The sequence below is a fragment of the Actinacidiphila guanduensis genome (genome assembly GCF_900103985.1).
Taxonomy (GTDB): Bacteria; Actinomycetota; Actinomycetes; order Streptomycetales; family Streptomycetaceae; genus Actinacidiphila; species Actinacidiphila guanduensis.
Genome location: NZ_FNIE01000001.1, coordinates 528,722 through 553,812 on the forward strand (window position 1 = coordinate 528,722; position 25,091 = coordinate 553,812).

The window sequence follows — 25,091 nt, forward strand, 5'->3', positions numbered from 1 at the left end:
GGGGTGGCACGCGGGAGGGCGCGCCGGGTCCCCCCGCACGCCGCCTCGCGTCCCGCCGTACGCTCCACCGCGCCCCCGTCCGGCGGCCCCCTGCGCCCCGTCCGGGCGCCCGCCGCCCGGCCCCTGCGCACCCCGCCCGCGCCCCTCCCGCCCGGCCACCGGCGTCAAGGTCTTGCACTCATCAACAGCCGCCCGGAGCAATCTCGTTCACTTTCTTGACGGGTCGGCAACAACGCCGTAATCATCACAGAAATCAGAGAGCGCTCTCACAGCTCTCGTGACCCTCGCTTGGCGACACCAGGAGCCGCCGTGACCGGCAACCCCCCACCCCTCGCCCCTCCGATCTCCCCCCATACCCCGGCGTTCCGCCGCTTCCCGCGCACCCTCGCCATGGCCTGCGTGGCGGCGCTGGTCGCGGCGCTCGCGCTGATCGCCGCCCAGTCCCCCGCGCGAGCGGCGGGCACCCTGCTCTCCCAGGGCAAGCAGGCGACCGCCTCCTCGACCGAGAACGCGGGCACCCCCGCCTCCGCGGCCGTGGACGGCGACCCCGGCACCCGCTGGTCCTCGGCCGCCTCCGACCCGCAGTGGCTCCGGGTCGACCTCGGCGCCACCGCCCAGCTCGACCACGTGGTCCTGACGTGGGAGACCGCGTACGCCAAGGCGTACCAGATCCAGACCTCGGCGGACGGCACGAACTGGACCACCGCCTACTCCACCGCGAACGGCGCCGGCGGCACGGAGACGGTCACCGTAAACGGTTCCGGGCGCTATGTCCGGCTCTACACGACGCAGCGGGCCACCCAGTGGGGTGTATCCCTGTGGGAGTTCCAGGTCTACGGCACCACCGGCACCGGCACCTCGGCCTGCTCGACGACGAACGCCGCGCTCAACAAGCCGGCCACCGCCTCATCGGTCCAGGACGCCTTCGCCGCGAGCGCGGCGGTGGACGGCAGCACCGGCACCCGGTGGTCCTCGGCCGCCTCGGACCCGCAGTGGCTCCAGGTCGACCTCGGCTCCACGCAGAACATCTGCGGGGTCCAGCTGGACTGGGAGACCGCCTACGGCAAGGCGTACCAGATCCAGACCTCGACCGACGGCACCAACTGGACCACCGCCTACTCCACCGCGAACGGCCCCGGCGGCACCGAACTGATCACCCTGACCGGCACCGGCCGCTACGTGCGGATGTACGGCACCCAGCGGGCCACCCAGTGGGGCTACTCGCTGTGGGAGTTCGAGGTGTTCACCGGCGGCAGCGGGTCCACGGGCGGTACGGGCGGCGGCACCGGGGGGACGGGCGGTACAGGCGGCAGCGGGGGCACGACCCCGCCCGGCTCCGTGCTGCTCTCCTACAACAAGCCCGCCACCGCCTCCACCTCCCAGGACGACGCCAACTGCCCGGGCTGCACCCCGGCCAAGGCGTTCGACCACGACCCGGCCACCCGCTGGGCCACCAGCGACGTCAACGGCTGGGTGGACCCGGGCTGGATCCAGGTGGACCTGGGCGCGACCGCGCACATCACCCAGGTGGTCCTGCAGTGGGACCCGGCGTACGCCACCGCGTACCAGATCCAGACCTCGCCGGACGGCAGCAACTGGACGAGCATCTACTCCACGACCACCGGCAAGGGCTTCAAGGAGACCCTGAACGTCGACGGCACGGGCCGCTACGTGCGGATGTACGGCACCGCCCGCAGCAACGGCTACGGCTACTCCCTGTGGACCTTCGACGTCTACGGCACCGGCGGCAACCCCACCGCCCCGCCGGCCGACCCGCCGAACCCGGGCAACCCCGAGCACATCGTCTTCGACGACGAGTTCAACGGCGCCGCGGGCACCGAGCCGGACAGCTCCAAGTGGAGCCAGGACCCCGGCAACGGGCAGAACGGCGAGTTGGAGACGTACACGAACGGCGACAACACCAAGATGGACGGCAACGGCAACCTGGTGATCGAGGCGGACAAGACGGCCACCGGCTACACCTCGGGCCGGATCAACACCTCCGACCACTTCAACTTCACCTACGGCCATGTCGAGGCGCGGATCAAGGTGTCCGGCACGCAGGGCCTGTGGCCGGCGTTCTGGCTGCTCGGCTCGAACTTCAAGACGGGCACGCCGTGGCCCAACTGCGGTGAGATCGACATCATGGAGCACGTCGGCAAGGTCCCCAACGCGGTGTACTCCACGATCCACGCCCCGGCCTACTACGGCGGCAACGGCTACGGCTCGCCCTACACGATCGGCGGCGACTTCGCCTCGGACTTCCACACCTACGCGCTGGACTGGGACTCCAGCCACATGACGTTCTCGGTGGACGGCAACGCCTTCTTCACCGTGGACCGGGCCAACCTGGAGCAAACCAAGGGCCCGTGGGTGTACGACCACCCGTTCTACATCATCCTCAACAACGCGGTGGGCGGTGACTGGCCCGGGGCTCCGGACGGCACCTCCGTCTTCCCGCAGAAGATGCTCGTCGACTACGTGCGCGTCTCGCAGTAGCGCGGCATCCCGGCGGGGCGGCAGCGCCGGTCACGGCCCTGACCCGCCCCGCCATTGATCGTCAGCGCGATGCCCGGGTCCCCGCCGCGGAGGCCCGGGCATCCGTCCCCCCACCGGCGGCCCGCAGCGGGCCGCCGCCGAACAGAGGCGACCCGTATGTCCCTTGCCCTCTCCGCACCCCCACCCGCTCCCCCGCCCCGGGCCCGCCGGCCGCGGCCCGCCCGCGCCCGCCTGGCCGCGCTCGTCGGCTTCGTCCTGGTGGCCGCCCTCGCCCTGGTGGCCACCCCGCGCACCGCCCGCGCCGCCGACCCCGTCCTGCTCTCGCAGGGCAGGCCCGCCACGGCCTCCTCGACCGAGAACGCCGGCACCCCGGCCTCGGCCGCCGTGGACGGCGACCCCGGCACCCGCTGGTCCAGCGCCTTCTCCGACCCGCAGTGGCTCCAGGTCGACCTCGGCTCCTCGCAGCCGGTCAGCAAGGTCGTGCTCACCTGGGAGACCGCCGCCGCGAAGTCCTTCCGGATCCAGGTCTCCGACAACGGCAGCACCTGGACGGACATCTACTCCACCACGGCCGGCACCGGCGGCACCCAGACCCTCACCGTCTCCGGCACCGGCCGCTACGTGCGGATGTACGGCACCGCCCGCACCAGCGCCTACGGCTACTCGCTGTGGGAGTTCCAGGTCTACGGCGGCTCGGGCGGCACCCCGCCGGCCGGCTGCGGCAACTCCGGCGCGGCGACCGGGCATCCGGCCACCGCCTCCTCCACCGAGAACGCCGGCACGCCCGCCTCGGCCGCCTTCGACGGCAACCTGGGCACCCGCTGGTCCTCGGCCGCCGCCGACCCGCAGTGGGTCCAGGTGGACCTCGGCTCCGCGCAGGACATCTGCGGGGTGCAGTTGAACTGGGAGACCGCCTACGCTACCGCGTACCAGATCCAGGTCTCCGCGAACGGCTCCTCGTGGACGACGGTGTACTCCACCACCACGGGCGCCGGCGGCACCGAGACGCCCACCTTCACCGCCAACGGCCGCTACGTGCGCATGTACGGCACCCAGCGCGCCACCCAATGGGGCTACTCGCTCTGGGAGTTCGCGGTGCTCACCCCCGGCGGCGGCACCACCCCGCCCGGCGGCGGCAACGGCGACTGCCCCTGGGTGGGTTCGACCGCGCCGATCGCCGACCGCGTCGCGCAACTGCTGGCGCAGATGACGCAGGACCAGAAGATCCAGATGCTGCACGGCAACGGCGCCAGCTCGCCGTACATCGGCAACACCGACGCCATCCCGTCGCTGTGCATCCCGGCGATGGGCTTCCACGACGGCCCGAGCGGCGTCGGCGACGGCTTCGGCGGCGTCACCCAGCTGCCCTCCGCGGTCTCCTCGGCCGCGACCTGGGACACCGCGCTGCAGAAGAGCTACGGCACCGTGGCGGGCGCGGAGTTCGCCGGCAAGGGCGTGGACGTGGCGCTGGGCCCGACGATGAACATCGTCCGCGACCCGCGCTGGGGCCGGGCGTTCGAGACGTACAGCGAAGACCCGTACCTGGCCGCGCAGATGGCGACCGCGAGCATCCAGGGGCTGCAGAGCCAGGGCGTGATGGCGCAGGCCAAGCACGTGGCGGTCTACAACCAGGAGACCAACCGCAACGGGCCTGCCGACAACGCGATCGTCGACCAGCGCACCCTGCACGAGATCTACCTGCCGGCCTTCCAGGCGGCGGTGAGCAAGGGCGCCTCGGCGTCGGTGATGTGCGCGTACTCCACCGTCAACGGGGTGTACGCGTGCCAGAACGCCGACCTGCTCAACAAGGGTCTCTACCAGGAGGCGGGCTTCGGCGGCTTCGTCACCAGCGACTGGGGCGGGGCGCACTCCACGGTGGACGCGGCCAACAACGGCATGACCGTGGAGATGCCCGGCGGCTACTTCTTCGCCGACTTCCTGCGCCAGGCGCTCGCCAACGGGCAGGTGAGCCAGCAGCAGTTGAACACGATGGTCTCGCGGGTGATCACCCAGATGTTCGCCTTCGGGCTCTTCGAGAAGCACAAGACCGGTGACCGCAACACAGTGGTGACCACCGCGGCCCACCAGGCGACGGCCCGCCAAGTCGCCGAGCAGGGCAGCGTATTGCTGAAGAACAGCGGCATCCTGCCGCTGTCCACGGCGACCACCAAGTCCATCGCGGTGATCGGCCCGGACGGCGGCGCCGGGGTGCGCAGCGTCGGCGGCGGCAGTGCCACGGCGACGAGTTCGGGCACGGTCGCGCCGATCAACGCGCTGCAGACGCGTGTTGCGGGCACCGGCACCACCGTGACGTACAACGACGGCACGGACGTCAACGCCGCGGTGAACGCGGCCAAGGCGGCCAACGTCGCGGTGGTGTGCGTGGGTTACGGCGAGAACGAGGGCACCGACCTCACCTCGATCGACCTGCCCTCCGCCCAGAACCAGCTCGTCCAGCAGGTGGCCGCGGCCAACCCGAACACGATCGTGGTGCTCAACACCGGCTCCGCGGTGACCATGCCGTGGCTCGGCCAGGTCAAGGGCGTGCTGGAGGAGTGGTACGCCGGGCAGGAGGTCGGCGACTCGCTGGCCGCGCTGCTCTTCGGCGACGTCAACCCGTCGGGCAAGCTGCCGGTCACCTTCCCGGCGAGCCTCAACGACGTGCCGGCCCACACGGCCGCGCAGTGGCCCGGCGACAACAGCGGCGTGCAGTACAGCGAGGGCCTGGACGTGGGGTACCGCTGGTACGACGCGAAGAACATCACCCCGCTCTTCCCGTTCGGCTACGGCCTGTCGTACACGTCCTTCTCCTTCTCCAACCTGCACGTGGGGGCGCTGGACGGCAGCGGGAACGCGACGGTGACCGCCACGGTCACCAACACCGGCAGCCGCGAGGGGGCGGAGGTGGCCCAGCTGTACGTGGGCGACCCGGCGTCCACGGGCGAACCGGCCAGGCAGCTCAAGGGGTTCCAGCGGGTGGACCTGCAGCCGGGGGCGAGCGCGACGGTCTCCTTCCCGCTGACCGCGCACGACCTGGCGTACTGGAACACCTCGTCGGGCGCGTGGACCACGGCGGCCGGCGCCTACCAGATCTCGGTGGGCGACTCCTCGCGCAACCTGCCGCTGAGCGGGACGCTGAACGTGGCGACCGCGATGTCGGCGAAGACGGTCGGGCAGGCGGTGAACGGCTCCGCCCGGGTCACGATCGCCAACCCGCACGGCATGAGCGGCCCTTCGGGCACGGAGGTCCGCCTCGCAGTGACGGCGTCGTCCTCGGCGCCGGTGACGTTCACGGCGAAGGGCCTGCCGGCCGGCCTCACGATGAGCGCGGCCGGGGTCATCTCGGGCACCCCCTCGGTGAGGGGCACAACAACCGTGACCGTGACGGCGTCGGACGGGAAGGGGGCGAGTGATACGGCGAGCTTTGTGTGGACGGTGACGTGAGGCAGGTTCTTTTCGGGGGGTGGAGCGTTGCTCGCGGTTCGGGCGCGTGAACGTGTGCGTGCGTAGGCACGTTCGCGTAGCGGCGTATGAGCACGTGAGCAGGTGAGCACGTGGGTTGTGCGGGTCGGCGAGGGTCGGCCCGCACAGTGCGTTGTGCGGGGGCGGGGTTGGTCGTGAGGCGGGGGCGGCCGTGAGGTAGAGGGCGGTGGTGAAGTGAGGCCGGTTGTCACGCGGGGGCTGATTGCCGGGTTGCGGACTGGTTGTCAGGCGCGCAGCGGACCGTCGGGCGCGGTTGTCAGGGTCCCGTCACGACCGTAGAGTGACGCGCGTAGCTTCCGGCACCACCGCACCGTCCGGCCCACCCTCACCCCCTGGACGTGACATGACGCGACGCCGTCGTACGCTCACCGCCGCCTGCCTGCTCGCCCTGCCGCTGGCCGGCGCACTGCTGCCCTCCGCCGAGGCGGCCGTGCCGCCCGAGCACGCCATCGTGATCTGCCAGAGCGCGAGTTTCTACGCCAACTACGACAGCGCGAGTGGCCCGGTGGGCCTGAAGCGAGTTCTCGGTTACGGCGACAAGATCGGCCACACACCGGGCTCGCACCCGGTCTACAACGGCTGGGCGGCCACCTTCGACTACGGCCCCAACGACTGGGGCTACCTCAGGATCGAGTGCATCGGCGGCTACGACTCGTGGTGAGCCGCGACCTCCCCCGACCGTCCCCGTCCGCCCCGCACCTGGGAGTCCCGCCCATGCCCGCACGGCACCGTACCCTCGCCCTGTCCGCAGCAGCCGCCCTCCTCTCCGCGGCAGCGGCCCTCGCGGTCCCCGCCTCGGCCTCGGCGGCCGACGGCACCGTGGGCACCCGCGAAACCGTCTGCGCCCAGGACCTCTACGTCCGCACGGCCCCCTTGGGCGCCTGGACCGGCACCCTTTACCAGGGCCAGACCTTCCTCGTCGAGCAGCTCGACGGCTCCTGGGTCTACGGCTTCGCCTACGGCGACATCAACCGCCATGGCTGGGTCCAGAACGGCTGGTTCTGCTGAGCCGCCTTTCGGCCCGCCCCAAGGCTGGTCCACCACCCGGCTTCTGCGGCAGGGCCCAGGTCCCCGTCGGGGATACGGTCGTCCCCCGCTGCGGGTTCAGCGGGGTGTACGTACGGCGAGGAGAGCGACGTCGTCGTGGCCTGTGGGGCGGGCTCGCTGCAGGAGTTGGTCGGTGAACGAGGCGAGCGGGCGGTGCGCGAGCGCTGCGGCATGCTGCCGAAGACGCTCCATCCCGTCGTCGAGGGAGGAGCCCGGGGCCTCGATGAGACCGTCGGTGTACAGGACCAGGGTGGAACCCGGCGGGAGCTGCGCGGTGGCGTCGGGACGGGTCGTGTGCCGCTGCAGGCCGGTGCCCAGCAGGAGGCCGTGCCCGTCGGTGAGGTAGCCGGCCAGGCCGTCCCGGGTGACCAGCAGCGGCGGGGGGTGGCCGGCGTTCGTCCAGGTGAGTTCCCACCCGCTGTCGGCGGTCCGGGCCAGCCGGGCGAAGACCAGCGTGGCCATGGTGACGTCGGTGAGGGGCTGGATCGCCTCGTCCAGGTGTTCCACGACCCGGCTCGCGGGGCGCTGCTGCGACCAGGCGTAGGCGCGCAGGATGTTCCGCATCTGGGCCATGCCGGCGGCCGCCTCCAGGTCGTGCCCGACGACGTCCCCGATGGCCAGGGCGATCGCACCGTCCGGCAGGGTGAAGGCGTCGTACCAGTCCCCGCCGACCTGCGAGGCGTCGGGTGCGGGCAGGTAGCGGACGGTCATCTCCAGCTCCCGCACCTGGGGCATCTGCGGCAGGAGGTGCTTCTGCATGGTCTCCGCCACCGCGCGCTGGCGCTGATAGAGGCGGGCGTTGTCCAGCGCCAGCGCGGCACGGCGGGCGATGTCCTCGAACAGCGGAATGTCGGCGTCGGTGTAGTCACCCGGCGTGGTGGAGCGGCCCAGGGTCAGGGCCCCCAGGACGTCACGTGCGCCGCGCAGCGGCACGATGGCCGCCGAATGGATGCCGGTGGCCTTGAACAGTCTGCGCTGTTCCACCGCGATCCCGGAGTCGGGCGCACCGCGGTAGGTCTCGGGCCCGGCCAGCGTGGAGGTGACCCCGCGCAATGCCCGCGACAACGGCATCGGCGACTCCTCCGGGACCGGCGGCATCGGCCCTTCGAGGTCGCTGCGGTGCTTCACCGCCGTACCGTCGGCCCGGACCACTGCCTTGCGCCACACTTCGTCCCGCTCCACGATCAGGTCGACGACCACCCAGTCCGCCAGCCTGGGCAGGAGGAGATCCGTGAGCCGCCGCACCGCCTCGTCGGCGTCGAGGGTGGTGGTCAGCCGTGTGGTGGTCTCGGCCAGCAGGGCCAGGCGCTCCACCTCCGTCAGCGGCACAGCGGGGCGGCCGGCGGTGCGTACCGCCGGCGCCGAGGGATCAGGGGAGTGAAAGATGACGAGCGTGCCGGCCTCCCGGCCGCCGAGCTCGTACGGAGTGATGAGCCACGACACGGGAATGACGGAGCCGTCGCCGTGAGCGAAGAACTCCCGGTCGCCCTGGGCGGCTCGTCCGCCGTGGAACGCCTGGCGCATCCCGCACTGCGCCGCGGCCAGCGGCTGACCGTGTGCCCCACGGTGCAGCAATTCGTGCGCGTCCTCCCCGATCAGGTCCTCCGCGCTCCTGCCCAGCAGACGAAGCGCGGCCCCGTTCACCGCCAGTATCCGGCCCGCCTTGTCCACCACATAAGCGCCACTGCCGATGAACTCCAGCGCACTCGCCGCAGGCCCCAACGACGCGTCCCCGGCCTGCACGGAGTCCGCTCTGTGTCCCTGCTCCGGCACTGGCGCCGCCTCCTCTAGCCGTACGTTCCCCCTCCGATCCTCCCTCAGCCCGACATGTGGCGCGCTCACGCCTGCCCCGCAGGGTCGGTCAATGTCGCCGGTCCACGGCCGCGGGGCCGGTTCCGCATCTGCCGGTCCGGGGTGACGTCACGGTGTCACAGCAGGGCGGCGTGGTCGCCGACGGCGACCCTCCCGCCCTGGACGACCTGGGCGTACGCGCCCAGGCACGGGCGGGGCCCCAGCCCGGGCACGGCGACCCGGTTGCCGTCCAGCAGAGCGCGGACGGCGTGGGGGCTGCGCGGCAAGGAACCGTGAGCAAGCGTGGGCACCGCGCAGCGAGGGGTCGGGAATACGACGCGCAGGACGGCCGTCCCGATGGAGATCTCCCGGCCCACCCATGCGTTCTCCGCGAAGGGCGAGGTCCCCGGAAGGTCCAGCACCACGTTCGGCCGGTACCGGACGGCCTCGACACCGATGTGCCCGAGCGTGGCGGTGGTGATCAGGTGCACCGGGGAATGGTCGACAAACGTGGCGCCGCGGCTTCCCAGACCTATGTCGACGCTCTCGTAGGGCACTTCGGCATCCTCGCCGGCTTCGAGGACGGCCTCGGGATCGGGACGGTCGACCGTGGCGCGCTCCGGACGGACGGTGGTGACCTTGACGTCCTGTTCGAGCCAGGCCGACAGCATCCCGTCCAGCCCGGGATCACCGACGCGCACGCCCTCCCCGCCGGGGAAGGTGACGGTGGGCGCCCCGTCGTTCCAGCGCGCGCCGAGGGCCAGGAGCCCCCGCCACAGCTTGGGGTGCTTCGCCGATGCGACATGGTGCGTCGAGGTGCTGACGACCGCCACCGTGCGGTCGCCCTCCACCCCGTCCACGGTCAGCAGCGCGCTGCCGGTGTCCTCGCCGAGCATCGACTTCACCGGATAGCGGCGCAGCGTCGTGAGGGTTCCTGTCGCGGTCATCGATACCTCGTCGGGGAGAAGAAGTGGATGGTGCCGTCATGGCCGAAGTCCGTCACGCCTCATCGCTCCGCATCGCCCAGGTCCCGGGCTCGGCAACCAGCAGGCGGCCGGCGATTCCCGCCTTGTCGAAGGCGGTCCGCAGATCCTCGACGCGCTCACTGTAGTGGGCCCGACCGCGCCAGTGCGCCGGGTTCACCGCACCGGCACCAGGACGCGGCGCGGCATTTCGCCGCGAGCGGATCAGACAGTTCGCGCGACTTGGTCCAGCTCATGGCCGGCCTGGCCGCCGCAGCCACGACCCTCCGGGACCCGTCAGCACAAGGGACGGTAAGCGGCCTCGGGGATGTAGGCGTGCCACTGCTGCGGGGTGAGGTTGTTGCGGGTGGTGACGCAGACGCGTTGTACCGCCCGGTCCAGTCTCAGCGCCGACAACTGCACGGCGCGGTCGGTTCCGGCGCTGGCGAGCACGCTGCCGTCGGGGCTGTACGCGAGGGCCTTCAGGGAGCCGGTGTGCCCGGCGGTGGCCGGCGTCCGCACCGGTGTGGCACTGTTTTCGCCGGTCAGGTTCCAGAACCTGACCGTGCCGTCGTCGCTCGCCGCGGCCAGGGTGCCTCCATCGGGGCTGAACGCCACCGAGGTGACCGCCTCGGTGTGGCCAGTGAGCGGCTGGCCGAGTGCTGCCGGACGGGCGGGGTCGCGTACGTCCCACAGCCGTACCGCGTGGCCGACGCCCGCGGTGGCCAGCACGTGCCCGGTGGGTGAGAACGCGGCGCCGAGCAGGCCGCCGGTGTCTCCGGTGGCGATCAGTGGCAGGGGCCTGGGGTGGGCCGGATCGCGCACGTCCCACCGGCGCACCTTGTCGTCGAAGCTGGTAGCGGCCAGGGTGTGGCCGTCCGGGTCGAAGGCCGCCCAGGTCACCGTGCTGATGCCAGCGTCGAGCGGCGGTCCGGTCGGTACGGGGGCAGCCGGATCCCGCAGGTCCCACAACTGCAGCCGGTAGCCCGCGCCGCCCGCCGCGAGCAGCGCGCCATGCGGCGAGAAGGCCAGCGCGTCGGCCGTATCGGGGCGGCCGGCACGGATCGGCGGACAGGGCCGTGGGTGCGCGGGGTCGCGGACGTCCCAGAGCCGGATCACGCCGTCCTCGCCGAGCGCGGCGAGCAGGCGGCCGCCCGCGCCGAAGGCGGTCCGGGTCGCGCCGGCGGGGACCGTGAGGGCGGGTCCGGCGGGACCCGGGGGCCCGGGGCCACCGAGGTTCCACAGCCGGACCGTCCCGTCGTCGCTCGCGCTGGCCAGGAGCCGGCCGTCGGGCCGGTAGGCCAGGGCTGTCACGGTGCCGGTGTGGCCGGTCAGCGCGGTGTCCGGGAGGTTCCACAGCCGGACGGTGTGGTCGTCGCTGGCGCTGGCCAGGGACCGGCCGTCCGGGCTGAACGCGACCCAGTTGACGAATCCGGTGTGCCCGACCAGCGGTGGTCCCAGCGGCGCCGCGTGGGCGGGGTCGGACACGTCCCACAGCCGGACGGTGTGGTCGGCGCCGCCGGTGGCCAGCACCCGGCCGTCCGGGCTGAAGGCGACCGCGAGCAGCGTGCTGGTGTGACCCGGCAGCGGCTTCCCGATGGACCGCGGGTGCGCCGGGTCGCCGACGTTCCACAGCCTTACGGTGTGGTCGTCGCCGACGCTGGCGAGCGTCCGGCTGTCGGGGCTGAACGCGACCGCGTAGACGGCGGAGGCGAAGCCGGTCAGAGGCGGCGCCCACAGGGTCGGCCGGAGGGCATCGGCCTTCCACAGCCGGACGGTGTGGTCGTGGCCGGCGCTGGCCACTGTCCGCCCGTCCGGGCTGATCGCGGCCGAGGCGACCGAGTCGCGGTGGCCCGTGAGCGGTTGCCCGAAGGGGCGGGGCCGCGCCGGGCCGCTGACATCCCAGCGCCGCACGGTGTGGTCGTAACTGGCGGTCACCAGCATGCGGCCGTCACCGCTGAACGCCACCGAGAACACGTACCCGCCGTGGCCGGTGAGCGGCGGCCCCCATGCGCGCGGACGGGCCGGGTCACTGACGTCCCACAGCCGTGCGGTGCGGTCCCGGCCGGCGCTGGCCAACGTTCGGCCGTCCGGGCTGAACTGCAACCAGTACACCCAGCCGGTGTGACCGCGCAGTGGCGGACCGAGCTGCCGGGGGTGGGCCGGATCGGCCAGGCTCCACAGCCGGATGGTGTCATCCCCCGCACCTGTGGCCAGGGTTCGGCCGTCGGGGCTGAAAGCGACCGCGTAGACCGCTTGGGTGTGTCCGGTGAGCGGCATGGACAGCGGGACGTTCTGGGTGTCGAGGAGGCCGGTGGCGGCATCCGGGCTCGGCCGGGTCCGGTACGAGGCCAGATCGAGGTCGGCGGCCAGCGACGGATCGGTCTCCCGGGTCTGCCCCGCCTCGGCCAGCGCCTGCTCGGCCACCGCGCGGTCCCGTTCCCCGCGGGCGGTCGAGCGTTGCTGGACGGCGAGGACGGCGGTTCCCGTGGCGAGCAGCGCGAGCACCGCGAGGAGGGCCACCGCGGCCCGCCGCAGCCGGTTGACGCGGCGCCGGTGCCGCAGCGACGCGGCAAGGAACGCGTGGACGCGATCACTGACCGGGACGGCGTGCCGGCGCCCGGCCCATGCCGCGGCCGCTGCCAGCCGGCTGCCCCGGTACAGGGTGCCGGAGTCGTGACGCTCCCGCTCCCAGGCGGCCGCGGCCTCGTTCAGCTGCTGGTGCAGCAGCAGCCCGGCCCGGTCCTCGGCGATCCAGTCGTGCAGCCGGGGCCAGGCCGTCAGCAGCGCCTCGTGCGTGATCTCCACCGTCTCGGTGTCCAGGGTCAGCAGGCGGGCGGCGGCCAGCGCGTCCAGCACCGCCCGGGTGTCCCCGTCCTCGGTGTCGAATTCGGCGAGCGGCACCCGGCGTTTGGTCGGTTCGGCGCCCTCCTCCAACGCGATCAGCCGCAGGAAGACTCCTTGGGCAAGGAAGGCCTGGTGCGCGGTCAGCCCCGTGTAGAGCGCTTCCGCGGTCTGGGCCAGGGCCTGCCGGATCCCGCCTGTCGCCAGGTAGCCGGCCGCGGTCAGCGCGTTGCCGCGACGGCGCTGCCAGGTCTCGCGCAGAGCGTGGGACACCAGGGGCAGGACGTTCGCCCGCCCGGCGGCGTCGCCGACCACGCCGGCCAGCAGCGCGCCCTCCACCGTGCATCCGGCCCGGACCGCGGGGCCGGTGATGGCCAACCGCAACTCGTCCGTGGTCATCGGTCCGACGAGCACTTGGGCGTCGCGCAGGGCCCGGACGAGTTCGGGGTGCTCCGAGCAGCGGGCGTAGAAGTCGGCCCGGACCCCGATCACCACCCTCGTACGGCTGTTGGGCGCTGCGGCAGCCGTCAGCAGTGCGGTGACGAAGCGGTCGCGCTCCTTGCGGTCCGCACAGAGGGTGAAGATCTCCTCGAACTGGTCCACGACCAGCAGCAGATCGGTGGCCGCCGGCTCCTCGGCCAGCAGTTGCAGGACGGTCAGGTGAAGGGCACGCGGCGTGCGTTCCAGCTCCTCCCGCAAGGCCGCGGCCGATCCGGCGCCGAGCGCGGCCAGCCGGCCCGCGCACTCCTCCACCGGATGCGGTCCCGGGGTCAGGAACACGGACGGCCACGCCGTGCCCGGGCCACCGCTCGTCCGCGGCAGCAGGCCCGCCCTCAGCAGGGACGACTTCCCCGCGCCGGAGGCACCGAACACGGCAACGAACCGACGCTCCCGGACCCGCTGCTCCAGATCGTTCGTGAGCTGCTCCCGCCCGAAGAACCACTCCGCGTCGTCGGGTCCGAAAGCGGCGAGTCCGACGTACGGGCAGCGCTCGTCCGCCGTCGGCCTGCCGGCGGCGCCCTCCGTCTCGCGATGCGCCTCCGCGGCAGCCGTGTGCCACCGCTCCTCCCACTCCGCCGGGTCGCCTCCGCACGCCCGGACGTAGGCCAGGGTGACCGCCAGGGTCGGGAACCTGCGGCCGGCTGCGGCGTCGGCCAGCGTGGTGGCCGAATAATGCGCCTCCCGGGCGAGCTGGCGGTACGGCGGGCTGGACGCGCTCATCCGCAACCGGCGCAGGTCCGCGGCGAAGCGCGTCACCGCGCTGTCGTCGTCGCCCAGGGGTGCTTCGGGACGTGGCACGCGTCCCCCCTTCCGTCTGCGACCAAGTGGCCCATTGTCCGGGGGTTGTTGTCCGACCGGCCATCCCCGAAACCGGACAACCGCTGCGCTTGTAGAACGGCTGTCTGACGCGCCTACCACCAGGGCCGGCTTGCTGCCGCGCCACTGGGGACAGACCTTCCTCGTCGGACGGACACCACGCTCATGGCCTTTCATCAAGCTTCCGCCGTGCGGCCGCGCCGCTCCGTCGCGCTGCTCTCCGGGGCGCTGCTGGTCGCCGGGTTGCTCCAGGTGGTGCCGGCTGCCGCGGCGCCATCCGGCCGGCATGGGCCGGCCGCGGCAGCCCGAAGCGAGCGGTCCGTCCCCGGACACCCGCTGCCGGCGGCGGCGCGACCGCCCGACCCCGAGGCCCGGCGCGCACCGGCCCTCAGCCGTCCGATCTGGCCCGACGCGCACAGCGCCACTCTCACCGTGGGCGACGGGAGCGGTGGCCCGGCGGAACTGCCCGGCACCGGGCTGTCGCTGACCGGCCCGCGCCCCACGCGGGTCGCGGTGCGGACCCTGGGGCAGGACACCGTGCGGGCGCTGGGCGGGGTCGGGTACGCCTTCACCGTGTCGGCGGCGGACTCGGCGGTCGCTGCATCCGGAGCCGGCTCGGCGCGCGACGCGGCCTCCGGGGCTTCCGGGGCGGCGGAGACCGGCCCGGGGACCGTCACGGTGCGGCTCGACTACACGGGCTTCCGCCATGCGGCCGGCGGCGGGTTCGCCGGCCGGTTGCGGCTGGAGCAGTTGCCGGACTGCGTGCTGGCCACACCGGCCTGCGCCGCACGGCCGGTCACCCTCCCCGCACACAACGACCCCGCCACCGCGACCATCACCGCCACCGGAGTGCGCCCGGACGGCACCTCGGTCTATCTGCTGGCGAGTTCGGCGTCGGGCAGCAGCGGCGACTATCGGGCGACGGATCTGAAGCCGTCGGGGAAGTGGTCGGTGGGCCTGGAATCCGGCGACTTCACCTACTCGTACCCGCTGCCGTTGCCGCCGTCGCCGTACGGAAAAGCGCCTGATCTCTCCCTGGACTACTCCGCGCAGTCGGTGGACGGCCGCACCTCGGCCACCAACAACCAGGCGTCGTGGGCCGGGCTCGGCTGGGACCTCGATCCCGGTTTCATCGAACGCAAGTACCGGGCATGCGTCGACGACGGCAGCACCACCCTGTCCGACCTGTGCTGGCACTCTCCCTACTCCAGCGACGAGGAGGGCGCCGAGTACGTCATCTCGCTGAACGGCACGTCCACCGAACTGATCAAGGACGGCGACGGCGTCTACCATGCCGAGGACGACCCGGGCTGGAAGATCCAGCACACCTACGACGGCGCGAACTCCGACAACACCCATGAGGCGTGGGTGGTGTCCACCCCGGACGGCACCCGCTACTGGTTCGGCTACCACGAGGACTCCAACCTGACCGTCCCCGTGATCGGGAACGACGCGGGCGAGCCCTGCCACGACTCCGGCCAGTCGCTGTGCCGGCAGACCTACCGCTGGAACCTGGACCAGATCCGCGACCCCGACGAGAACGACACCCGGCTGTACTGGACCAAGGAGACCAACTCCTACAAGCGGTTCTCCACCGGGGACCTGGAGTCCTACGACCGCGGCAGCTATCTCGACAAGGTCGAGTACGGCATGCAGGCCGGCCAGCAGCCCGCCGTGCGGGTCGACTTCACCTCCGTCTACCGCTGCCTGTCCGACATCGACCAGGCCGCCCCGGACTGCGCGGCCCCGACCACGTCCAGCGCCGACGACTACCCGGACGTCCCGGTGGACCTGATCTGCTCCAGCGGGCAGAGCTGCACCAAGAACTCACCCTCGTTCTTCGTGACCCGGCGCCTCGCGTCGATCTCCACCCAGGTCTGGGACCCCGCCAGCGCCTCCTTCATGGTCGTCGACCGCATCCAGCCCACGTTCGCGCTTCCCAACCCGGTCGGCGCGACCGACGCCATGCTGTGGCTGAACTACCTCCAGGTGTACGGGCAGTGGGGTGACAACGTCACTCTGCCCGCGATCGACTTCGACGGCCAGTGGCTGAACAACCGGGTCGACTACCCGAGCGGCGAGCCCACCGACGCGATGCCCATGCGCCGGATCACCAGCATCCAGAACGGACTCGGCGGCGAGACCGACGTCACCTACGGCCACGCCTCGGCGGCCGCCACCTGCCCGAGCGACGGTTCCACGTCGACATGGGAGTCCGGCAAGCACTGGGACACCAACACCCAGGAGTGCTTCCGGGTCGACTACAAGCCCGAAGGCGCGACCTCCACCACGCACGGCGTTTTCCAGAAGTACGTGGTGACCGAGCTTGACCAGGTGGACCTGGTGGGCGGTTCACCGAAGCAGACCACCACGTACGACTATCTCGGCGACCCGGCCTGGCACTACGACGACGAGCCGACGGTCCCCTCCGACCAGCAGATGTGGTCGGACTGGCGCGGCTACCGGGAGGTCCGGCAGACCCAGGGCACAGGACCGAACAGCCAGCGCACGGTCACCGAGACCACGCACTTCCGCGGCATGGACGGCGACAGGCTCAAGGACGGCGGCACCAAGACCGCCACCCTGACCGACTGGGCCGGCAACCAGTTCGCCGACAACCACGCCAAGGCCGGGGAGGTGCTCCAGGCCCAGCACTTCCGGCTCAACGCGGACGGCTCGCGGACCGAACTGGCCGATGAGCGCTACACCTACTGGGACTCGGGCATCACCGCCAACGGCGCCGGCCTGCACAACGCGCACATGATCCGCCCCTACCAGACCAGATCACGGCAGCTCAAGGCCGACGGCACGTGGCGGGAGACCGGAAGCGACCAGGACGGCTACACCACCGCCAACGGCGGTCTGCCCACCCGCAAGGTCCAGTGGGGCGAGATCGGCACCGGCGCCGACAACACCTGCACCGAGATCACCTACGCCCGCAACACCGACGACTGGCGGTGGATGCTGGACTACACCGAGAGCACAGAACTCCACACCGGCGACCCCGACCCGACCAGCAACCAGTGCCCGGGGCCCGCGGCCTCCCGCACCGTGACGCTCTACGACAACGCCACGGCCCCGGGAGCGGCGAACAAGCCCATCGACGGCAACCCCACCGAGGTCCGTACGTACTGGAACGACACGACCTACGCCTCGGAGAAGAAGGTCTACGACGCCTACGGCCGGGTCACCTCCGACACCAACGGCCGCAACTTCACCACGACGACCTCGTACAGCCCGGCGAGCGGCTGGCCCATGAACGGCACGAAGACCACCGACCCGCTCGGCCACAGCACCACGACCTACACCAGCCGCGCCTTCGGCACCACCACCCGCACCATCGACCCCAACGGCCTGGTCACCACCACGGACTACGACGGCGCCGGGCGGATCGAGCGCGTCTGGCTGCCCACGGAGCCCAAACCCAACGGCGTGGACGTCCCGCCGCCGGCGGGCGCGATCCCCTCGTACCAGTACACCTACCACCTCACCGTCGGCGGCACCGCGCCCAACTCCCAGCCCAGCAAGCCGACCGTGGTCACCGCCCGGCAGTTGCAGTCCATCGACAGCGGAACCCCGCACTGGCTGGCGACCTACACCTATCTCGACGGCTTCGGCCGCACCCGCGAAGTACAGACGCCGTCACCGTCCAGCGGAGGGGGCCGGACGGTGACGGACACCACCTACGACGAACGCGGCCTGACCAAGGGCACCTCCGCCCCGTACTGGAACTCCACCGCCCCCGGCGACGACCCCGCGCTGTTCGTCAACCCGCAGCGGGCCGACGTGCCGTCCTGGACCGAGAAGACCTACGACGCGCTGCAGCGCGAGACGGCCTCCACGCTCTACGCCTTCGGCACGGTGCAGAAGACCACCGCGACCGCCAACTACGGCGACGGCAAGGTGGTCACCCCGCCCAGCGGCGGACGCACCGCCTACTGGAACGACGGTTTCGACCGGCTCGCCGAGGTCCAGGAGAACGTCCCGGCCGGCAGCGACGTGCCGCCCCCTGCCGTGCCCACCACCACGTATGCCTACACGGCACGGGGCGAACTGGCGACGGTCACCGACGCGGCCGGCGACGTCACCTCCTACGGCTACGACTGGCTGGGCCGCCGCACCAGCGCCAAGGACCCGGACTCCGGGGCATCCACCACCACCTACGACCCGGTCGGCAACATCGAGAGCACCACAGACGCCCTCGGGAAGACGCTCGCCTACACCTACGACGCAACGAACCGCAAACGCGTCGAGTGGTCCGGATCGATCGGCAACGTCAAGCTCGCCGAGTGGACCTATGACACCGTCCCCTTCCCCGGCCAGACGGGAACGCCGACCAAGTTCGTCCTCGGGCAGCCGGCCACCACCACCCGCTACGTCAACGGCCAGGCGTACCGCGCCGACGTCACCGGATACGACCTGCGCTATCAGGTCACCGCCCGCACCTGGACCATCCCGTCCGGGCAGGGCGCGCTCGCGGGCAGCTACACCTTCGGCTACTCCTACGACCGCGCCGGCCACCAAACGTCAGTCTCCTATCCAGCCGCCGGCGAGCTGCCCGCCGAAACCACCACCACCGGCTACACCGCCACCGGACAGCCGAACACGCTGACCAGTACGACGGCCACCTACGTGGGAGCGACCTCGTACAGCGGCAGCGGCCAGCTCATGGCCAGGAACTACGGCGCCGGCAACGCCGTGCAGCGCCAGTACGCCTACGAATCCGGGGGCACCCAGCACCTGACCTCCATCAGGACCCTGACGTCCGGTCAGGTCGCGCAGAACGACCTCTACGGTTACGACCCTTCGGACAACCTCACCTCGGTCACCGACCTCACCCAGGCCCAACCGCAGAACCAGTGCTACCGCTACGACTCCCTGCAACGGCTCACCGCGGCATGGACCACGGCATCCGCCTGCTCCGCCGGCCCCTCCGCCGCCGACAGCACCGGGCCCGACCCCTACCAACTCGCCTACTCCTACGACGCGATCGGCAACACGACGTCCGTGACGAACGGCGCCACCCCCACCTCCTACGCCTACCCCGCACCGGGCCCGGCCTCGGTACGCCCGCACGCGGTCACCGCCGCCGGCCAGGACACCTACGGCTACGACGCCGACGGCCGCCTCACCACCCGGACCGTAGCGGGCACACCGTCCACACTCGCATGGGACGACAGCGGCGACCTCGCCTCGGTCACGACGGCAGGAGCGGCCACGTCGTTCGTCTCCACCGCTGACGGCGACCGCCTCGTCCGCCACGATCCCGACGCCACGACCGTCTACCTCGACGGAACCGAACTCCGCCTGTCCGGCGGCACGGTGAGCGCGACGCGCTACTACACCTCCGGTGCGTCGGTGGTCGCGATGCGCACCGCGAGCGGCGTGCAGTGGCTCGCCTCCGACCAGCAGAACTCCACGCAGGTCGCCGTCGACGCAGCCACCGGGGCGGTGTCGCGCCAGCGGTATCTGCCGTACGGCGCCCACCGCGGCGCCACCGACGCCCTCCCCACGACGGACCGCGGCTTCCTCGGCAAAACGGAGGACCCGACCACGGACCTCGACCAAGTCGGAGCGCGCTACTACGACCCGTCGCTCGGAAGGTTCATCTCCCCGGACCCGCTGTACGACACGTCCAAACCGCAGTCGCTCAACCCGTACGCCTACGCCGAGGACAACCCGACGACGTTCAGCGACCCGAGCGGGCTGAATTCGTGCAGACAAGGATGCGACGACAACGCCTCCTCGACCGGCGGCTACTACTCGGAGAGCAGCAGCGATAACAGCAGTTCCATCAGTCGCTCCTACTGGGGAGGCCACACCGAGGAAGAGGTGGCCGTCACAGCGACCACGTGTGGGAACTGCAGTGCTGCCGCGCGGGCGCGACTGCGCCGGGCCGCCGACTGGTCGACGCAGTACGAGAACGGGATGGCCGACGAGGCGCCTCCGGCCAGCGGCAACTGCGTACCCCTGCCGTTGTTCCACATATGCCCTCCTGGCTCCCCCGGTCTCGGCACCCCCGGAGGCGGTCCGGGTGCTTGTGGCATCATCTGCCAGCCCACGCACTGCCCCTTGGCGGGCCTGTGCCCGGTGAAACCGACCGTCCCCAGTCTCAAGCTCCCGAAGTTCTCGGCTCACTGCTCCTTCCTGGTGTTCTGCCAGGTCAACGCCCCGAAGAACATATCGGACCCTGTGTCGCGATTTGTTGGCCGCCACAACGACCTGATCACCGCCACGGGAGCCGGTGCCGCTGGCATCGGCTGTGCGGCGCTGACCAAGAATGCTGTGGCCGCGGCAGCGTGCGCAGCGGCCGGTGGGGAGGTGACCGGTTACCTGGCGGACGAGTGGGCTGCGGCGAGCGGCGAGGGCAAATGCGTCGGCCTGGGAACCGTCCTGGCCCCACCGGGCTCCACCGTCATCCCCACCACCCGCAGATGCTGACCTCTCGACGGACTGACATGACCGAGTCCGAGCAAAGGAGAGAACATGCTCACAAGCAGACCAGTACTCACCGCGAGCGCCGTCGTCCTCGTCGTCGCAGCCGCACTGACCCCCGCCGCGGCCGGAACGGCGATGGCCGGGACACTCGGCATCGCGGGGCGGGCCGCCCCCGCCCTTACCCCGCCCGGCGGCGCAGCCACCCGCGCTGATGTCAACGGCGACGGCATCGCCGACATCGTCGTGTCCACCGGTGCGCGGCTGACGTACGCCGGGGACCCGAACGCGCTCGGCGTGGACCGGGGCGGCTCGGTCGACGTCATTCCCGGCGGGGGGAACCTGCCCGCCGCCCCGGCCGTCGTCATCAGCCAGGACAGCCACGACTTCATCCCCGGCAGCGGGGAGGACACCGACAAATTCGGCCAGGCCCTGGCCACCGGGGACTTCAACGGCGACGGTCTCGCGGACGTCGCGGTCGGGAACCCGACCGAGAGCTTCGGCACGGCGCAGAACGTCGGGATGGTGACGGTCCTGTACGGGAAGACCACCTCGCCGTACCTCGGCCTGATCCCCAATACCCTGACGCAGATCGACCAGGGCCAGCCCGGCATCCCGGGCGACAACGAGGCCGGCGACCTGTTCGGCGCGAGCCTGACCGTCGGCGACTTCAACACCGACGGCTACGCGGACCTGGCGATCGGCCAGCCCGGAGAGGCGGTCGGCAGCACGCAGCGGGCCGGCGCCGTCACCGTCGTCTACGGCGGCACGCACGGCCTCACCGCGACCGGGTCCGTCGGATTCACACAGGACACCGACGGCGTCAACGGAACTCCGGAGACCGACGACAAGTTCGGGTGGTCGCTGGCCGCGGGGGATGTGAACGGCGACGCCAAGGACGACATGGTGGTTGGGGCGTCGGGCGAAGCGGTGAGCGGAACGGCGAACGCCTGGGGAGGGGTCTGGGTGATGCCCGGTTCGTCGAGCGGGGTGAACGCGGCCGCGAGCAGCGACTTCAGCGTGGCGAGCACCGGTACGCAGGACCACCTCCGCTCGGTCGCGGTGGGCCGCTTCCACGGCGGCGCGTACGCCGACGTGCTGGTCAGCGCCGACCGCAGGAACGGCGCGCCGCAGTACGCCGGCGCCCTGGTCGTCGCCCGCGGTGGTAGCGACGGTGTCAGCGCGAGCCGGCTGCAGACCATCGACCAGTCCAGCCCGGGGATCGCGGGCACTCCCGAGGAGAACGACTTCTTCGGCGGTTCACTCGCGGTGGGCGACCTCGATGGGGACGGCTACGACGACCTGGCAGCGGGCACGCTGCGCGAGGACAACGTGGGCACGGTAACCCTGCTGCGCGGCGGTACCGCGGGGCTGCTCTCGGCGGCCGGGACCACGTTCAACGAGGACAACGCGGCCATCGGCGCGAGCGCCCAGGCGGGCGAGGGCTTCGGCTACGGCCTGCGCATCCTCGACGTCACGGGCGACGGGACGCCCGAACTGCTGGTCACCGCCCCCTGGGAGGACGGTTCCTTGCAGTCCGGCGCTCTGTTCCGGCTCTCCGTGGGCATCAACGGTGGGAGCCTGACCGTCACCGGCTCCACGTCCGCCACCCGCGGCGCGCTCGGCGGCCAGTCGAACTTCGGCCCCGCGACACCGTTCGCCGGTGGCGCCGTGGTCACCCTGGACACCAACCAGCAACCTCAGCGCAGGACAGGCTGACCCCAGCAGTCGAAAGCACTCGGTGCCGAAGTCATCGCGTCCGTGGCGCCGTTGCCGTCGCCTTGTGGTGGATCTCGATGGTGCCGTGGTCGAAGCCGGACTGATCGTAGGGGCCGAGACCGGGTCGGGCTTGTTCGCCCGACCCCGGCGGTGGGCGACCGGCGCCGCCACGGCGTGCCCGCTCGCCCCGCACGAGACGAAGGACCGGGGATCAGTTCTCGTGCCGCCCCCTTGCGTCGGGCAGCAGCATGACCTTGCCGTGCGGGTTGCCGTCGAGACTCAGGCGGACGGCGTCGCGCCACTGCTCGAGCGGATACGTCTTCGCGATCGGGAGACGGAACGCTCCTTGGGCGGCGAGGGACGCGTACTGCGGCAGCAGGACGGACAGCGGGGTGAGGCCGGGCCGCAGTTCGTCGATGTTGACGCGGGCGCCGAGGTTCCTGGCCTCCTCATGGTTGCTGATCGTCACCACGCGGCGGGGGTCACCGCCGGCCAGGGCGATGAGGTCGGGCAGTGTCCCCGGACTCGGGCGGGGTGTGTCGAGCACGAGGTCGATGTCGCGACCACCGGTCAGCGCGCGCACGCGGGCGGGCATGCCCTCACCGTACGGGGTGACGCGCGCGCCGAAGCCCTCGAGGTCGGCGGTGAACGTGGGACCGGCGGTGGCGATCACCCGTGCCCCCCGGCGCAGCGCGATCTGCACGGCGGCGTACCCGACCATCGCGCCGGCGCCGTGGACCAGGAGTGTTGCGCCCGGGTGCAGGTCCATGAGCTCGAGCGTCCACGCTGCCGTCTGCACGGCCATCGGCAAGGTGGCCGCCTGCACCGGGTCGAGCCCGTCGGGTATCCGGAACCACCTGTTCAGGATGGCGACGTCGGCCGCGCCGGCGCTCGGCTGCCCGACGAAGTCGGCCGTCCCGAAGACGACGTCGCCGGCCCGGACGGTCCCGCTGCCGCCCTTGCGGTCGACACCGGCGACACCGACGACGTCCGGGCCGACTGCGTCGACGACGCCGGCCACGTCGCAGCCGATCCCACGGGGCAGCGTTCCCGGCATGAAACCTCGGCACAGGCTCCAGTCCGCGGGGTTGAGCCCCGTGGCCAGCACCCGTACGCGCACGCTGTCGCCCGGCGGGTCCGGGATCTCGATGCGCTCCTCACGGAGCACGTCGAAGGGCTCCCCGATCTCGTGGAAGCGGATGACGCGGGACGAAACGCTGGGCATGCTCTCTCCTCCAGTACGTAGCGACAGTCACTGACACTACCAAAGGAAGTGACAGTGACTGACACCAACTACGATGTGGGTCATGCCGAGAAGCGGCGCCCAGGCGCGTATGAGACTGCGGGAGGCGGCCCTGGAGCTCTATGCCGAGCGGGGCTACGACGCCACGACCACCTCGGAGATCGCCGCCAGGGCCGGAGTGACCGAGAGGACCTACTTCCGGCACTTCGCCGACAAGCGCGAGGTGCTCTTCGATGGCGAGGCAGAACTGCGAGAGGTCATGACCGCCGCGATCGCGTCGGCAGAGGACTCGCTCCCGCCGCTCTCCCTCGTCCTGCGCGCCTACACCGCGGCGACCCCGCTGTTCGTCGCGGGCCGCCCCGTAGCCGAACGCCGGGCCCGGATCATCGCGGCCACTCCCGCCCTGCAGGAGAGGGCCCACGCCAAGTCGGCTGCCCTGACCGAGGCGCTGATCAGCGCACTCACGCAACGGGGAGTCCCCGAGCCCACAGCACGGCTGGCCGCACGCGCGGGCGCCGCCATCTTCGAACGCGCGAGTCGCGCATGGACCGGCACCTCGGCCCAGGACCTCACGTCGCTCGTCGTCCAGGCTTCGCACGAGCTGCGCGCCTTGACCTGAGAGGCCAGTGATTGCACGCTGCCATCGCCGGGCCTACGCTCGCTCACGTTCAGTGATTGCAGTTCGCCATGACATCACTTCGAGGGCAGGAGCCCGTGCAATGTCCCGCGTGAGGGTCCACAACTTCTCCGTCTCCATCGACGGATTCGCCACCGGCGAAGGGCAGAGTCTCGACGCCCCGTTCGGCCATGCCGGCACGCGGCTCCATGAGTGGTTCTTCCCGACCCGGACCTTCCAGCAGATGCTGGGCAAGCCGGACGGGAGCCATGGCGTCGATGACGCCATCGCCGGCACCTGGGAGGCCGGCATCGGAGCGGAGATCATGGGCCGCAACAAGTTCGGCCCCCAGCGCGGGCCATGGGAGAACGACGACTGGAACGGCTGGTGGGGGCCCAACCCGCCCTTCCACACCCCGGTGTTCGTCCTGACCCACCACCCCCGCCCGTCGGTGGAGATGGAGGGCGGCACCACATTCCACTTCATCGACGCCACGCCGCAGGAGGCACTCCGTCAGGCGCGCGAGGCCGCCGGCGACCTCGACGTGAGGATCGGTGGCGGGCCCACCACGGTCCGCGAGTTCCTCGCCGAAGACCTCGTCGATCATCTGCACATCGCCGTTGTGCCGATCGTCCTGGGCCGTGGCGAGCGCCTGTGGGACGGACTCGAAGGACTCGAGAGCCGCTTCCAGGTCGAGTCCGTGACCACCCCCGGCGGCATCACCCACATGACCTTCACCCGGCCGTAACGACCCCCCGCACAAGGGGCAATCGGCCGCGGTCTCCCACCCCGCGCCTTCCGAAGGCCGACAGGACGTCCATCACTTCCGGGCACGGCACCACGTTCGCCCGCCGACACGGTCGACGCGACGGGCCAGGGCGCGCCACTGGGATCCTGATCGGCAGCGCCGCCAACGACCGCACGACCGTGGCCGGGGCTCGCCGCCGGTCGGGTGACGGTGCGGGCTCGGCAGGACCTCGGGGCAGGATGCCGCGGAGATCCCGGGGGCTGAGGCAGGTACGGGTCCGCTCGTTGCCGCCGTGGTCCACCGTGGGTGCGGGCGCCTGGCTCTCCCTATGCCCTGGAGACGAAGCGCCGCCGCGGGCCGTCGTCCGAGTACCCCGGGGTGCCGGAC

The 25,091-nt window shown here is 71.7% G+C and carries 12 protein-coding genes; 8 read left to right on the forward strand and 4 right to left on the reverse strand.

Features of this window, described 5'->3' with window-relative positions; all coding sequences use genetic code 11:
• Positions 1-390: 390 nt before the first annotated feature.
• The 4 genes from BLR33_RS02300 to BLR33_RS02315 all read left to right on the forward strand — a co-directional run bounded on the left by BLR33_RS02300 (position 391) and on the right by BLR33_RS02315 (position 6,990).
• Positions 391-2,499 carry a discoidin domain-containing protein gene (locus tag BLR33_RS02300; protein WP_456049195.1) on the forward strand — a complete coding sequence of 703 codons (2,109 nt, stop codon included), beginning with the start codon at positions 391-393 and terminating at the stop codon, positions 2,497-2,499.
• A gap of 156 nt (positions 2,500-2,655) precedes the next feature.
• The gene (locus BLR33_RS02305; RefSeq protein WP_093782506.1) at positions 2,656-5,943 is read left to right on the forward strand and encodes a glycoside hydrolase family 3 C-terminal domain-containing protein; all 3,288 of its coding nucleotides are present in this window, start codon (positions 2,656-2,658) and stop codon (positions 5,941-5,943) included.
• Between the two features lie 382 nt (positions 5,944-6,325).
• Entirely contained in the window at positions 6,326-6,643 is a 318-nt protein-coding gene (locus tag BLR33_RS02310; protein ID WP_093782507.1) for a hypothetical protein, read from the forward strand.
• A gap of 53 nt (positions 6,644-6,696) precedes the next feature.
• Positions 6,697-6,990, forward strand: a complete 294-nt coding sequence (locus tag BLR33_RS02315) for a hypothetical protein (RefSeq protein ID WP_093782508.1) — start codon at positions 6,697-6,699, stop codon at positions 6,988-6,990.
• Between the two features lie 96 nt (positions 6,991-7,086).
• On the opposite strand, the gene BLR33_RS02320 is transcribed toward BLR33_RS02315, so the two are convergent.
• The 3 genes from BLR33_RS02320 to BLR33_RS34100 form a co-directional block, all read right to left on the reverse strand.
• The gene (locus BLR33_RS02320; RefSeq protein ID WP_245771122.1) at positions 7,087-8,772 is read right to left on the reverse strand and encodes a SpoIIE family protein phosphatase; all 1,686 of its coding nucleotides are present in this window, start codon (positions 8,770-8,772) and stop codon (positions 7,087-7,089) included.
• Between the two features lie 185 nt (positions 8,773-8,957).
• Entirely contained in the window at positions 8,958-9,767 is an 810-nt protein-coding gene (locus tag BLR33_RS02325) for an MOSC domain-containing protein (RefSeq protein WP_093782509.1), read from the reverse strand.
• 312 nt (positions 9,768-10,079) lie between these two features.
• A complete protein-coding gene (locus BLR33_RS34100) occupies positions 10,080-13,925 on the reverse strand; it encodes an nSTAND1 domain-containing NTPase (protein ID WP_107408827.1) in 3,846 nt (1,281 codons plus the stop codon).
• Between the two features lie 183 nt (positions 13,926-14,108).
• On the opposite strand from BLR33_RS34100, the gene BLR33_RS02355 reads away from it, so the two are divergent.
• Together BLR33_RS02355 and BLR33_RS02360 are read left to right on the forward strand one after the other, a co-directional pair.
• Entirely contained in the window at positions 14,109-20,384 is a 6,276-nt protein-coding gene (locus BLR33_RS02355; RefSeq protein ID WP_093782510.1) for an RHS repeat domain-containing protein, read from the forward strand.
• Positions 20,385-20,429: 45 nt separating this feature from the next.
• Positions 20,430-22,097: an FG-GAP repeat protein gene (locus tag BLR33_RS02360; RefSeq protein WP_093782511.1), complete on the forward strand. Its 1,668-nt coding sequence runs from the start codon at positions 20,430-20,432 to the stop codon at positions 22,095-22,097.
• A 211-nt stretch (positions 22,098-22,308) separates the two neighbouring features.
• On the opposite strand, the gene BLR33_RS02365 is transcribed toward BLR33_RS02360, so the two are convergent.
• On the reverse strand, positions 22,309-23,322 hold the full coding sequence (locus BLR33_RS02365) for an NADP-dependent oxidoreductase (RefSeq protein WP_093782512.1): 1,014 nt from the start codon (positions 23,320-23,322) through the stop codon (positions 22,309-22,311).
• Between the two features lie 82 nt (positions 23,323-23,404).
• Here BLR33_RS02365 and BLR33_RS02370 point away from each other — a divergent pair, with 82 nt between their 5' ends.
• Together BLR33_RS02370 and BLR33_RS02375 are read left to right on the forward strand one after the other, a co-directional pair.
• The gene (locus tag BLR33_RS02370) at positions 23,405-23,959 is read left to right on the forward strand and encodes a TetR/AcrR family transcriptional regulator (RefSeq protein WP_093782735.1); all 555 of its coding nucleotides are present in this window, start codon (positions 23,405-23,407) and stop codon (positions 23,957-23,959) included.
• 100 nt (positions 23,960-24,059) lie between these two features.
• Positions 24,060-24,704, forward strand: a complete 645-nt coding sequence (locus BLR33_RS02375) for a dihydrofolate reductase family protein (RefSeq protein ID WP_093782513.1) — start codon at positions 24,060-24,062, stop codon at positions 24,702-24,704.
• Positions 24,705-25,091: the final 387 nt, after the last annotated feature.

Coding starts and splice junctions, on each gene's coding strand:
- BLR33_RS02355 (WP_093782510.1), top strand. CDS start 14,109: ATGGCCTTTCATCAAGCTTCCGCCGTGCGGCCGCGCCGCTCCGTCGCG.
- BLR33_RS02305 (WP_093782506.1), top strand. CDS start 2,656: ATGTCCCTTGCCCTCTCCGCACCCCCACCCGCTCCCCCGCCCCGGGCC.
- BLR33_RS02310 (WP_093782507.1), top strand. CDS start 6,326: ATGACGCGACGCCGTCGTACGCTCACCGCCGCCTGCCTGCTCGCCCTG.
- BLR33_RS02365 (WP_093782512.1), bottom strand. CDS start 23,322: ATGCCCAGCGTTTCGTCCCGCGTCATCCGCTTCCACGAGATCGGGGAG.
- BLR33_RS02300 (WP_456049195.1), top strand. CDS start 391: ATGGCCTGCGTGGCGGCGCTGGTCGCGGCGCTCGCGCTGATCGCCGCC.
- BLR33_RS02315 (WP_093782508.1), top strand. CDS start 6,697: ATGCCCGCACGGCACCGTACCCTCGCCCTGTCCGCAGCAGCCGCCCTC.
- BLR33_RS02375 (WP_093782513.1), top strand. CDS start 24,060: ATGTCCCGCGTGAGGGTCCACAACTTCTCCGTCTCCATCGACGGATTC.
- BLR33_RS02360 (WP_093782511.1), top strand. CDS start 20,430: ATGCTCACAAGCAGACCAGTACTCACCGCGAGCGCCGTCGTCCTCGTC.
- BLR33_RS02370 (WP_093782735.1), top strand. CDS start 23,405: ATGCCGAGAAGCGGCGCCCAGGCGCGTATGAGACTGCGGGAGGCGGCC.
- BLR33_RS02325 (WP_093782509.1), bottom strand. CDS start 9,767: ATGACCGCGACAGGAACCCTCACGACGCTGCGCCGCTATCCGGTGAAG.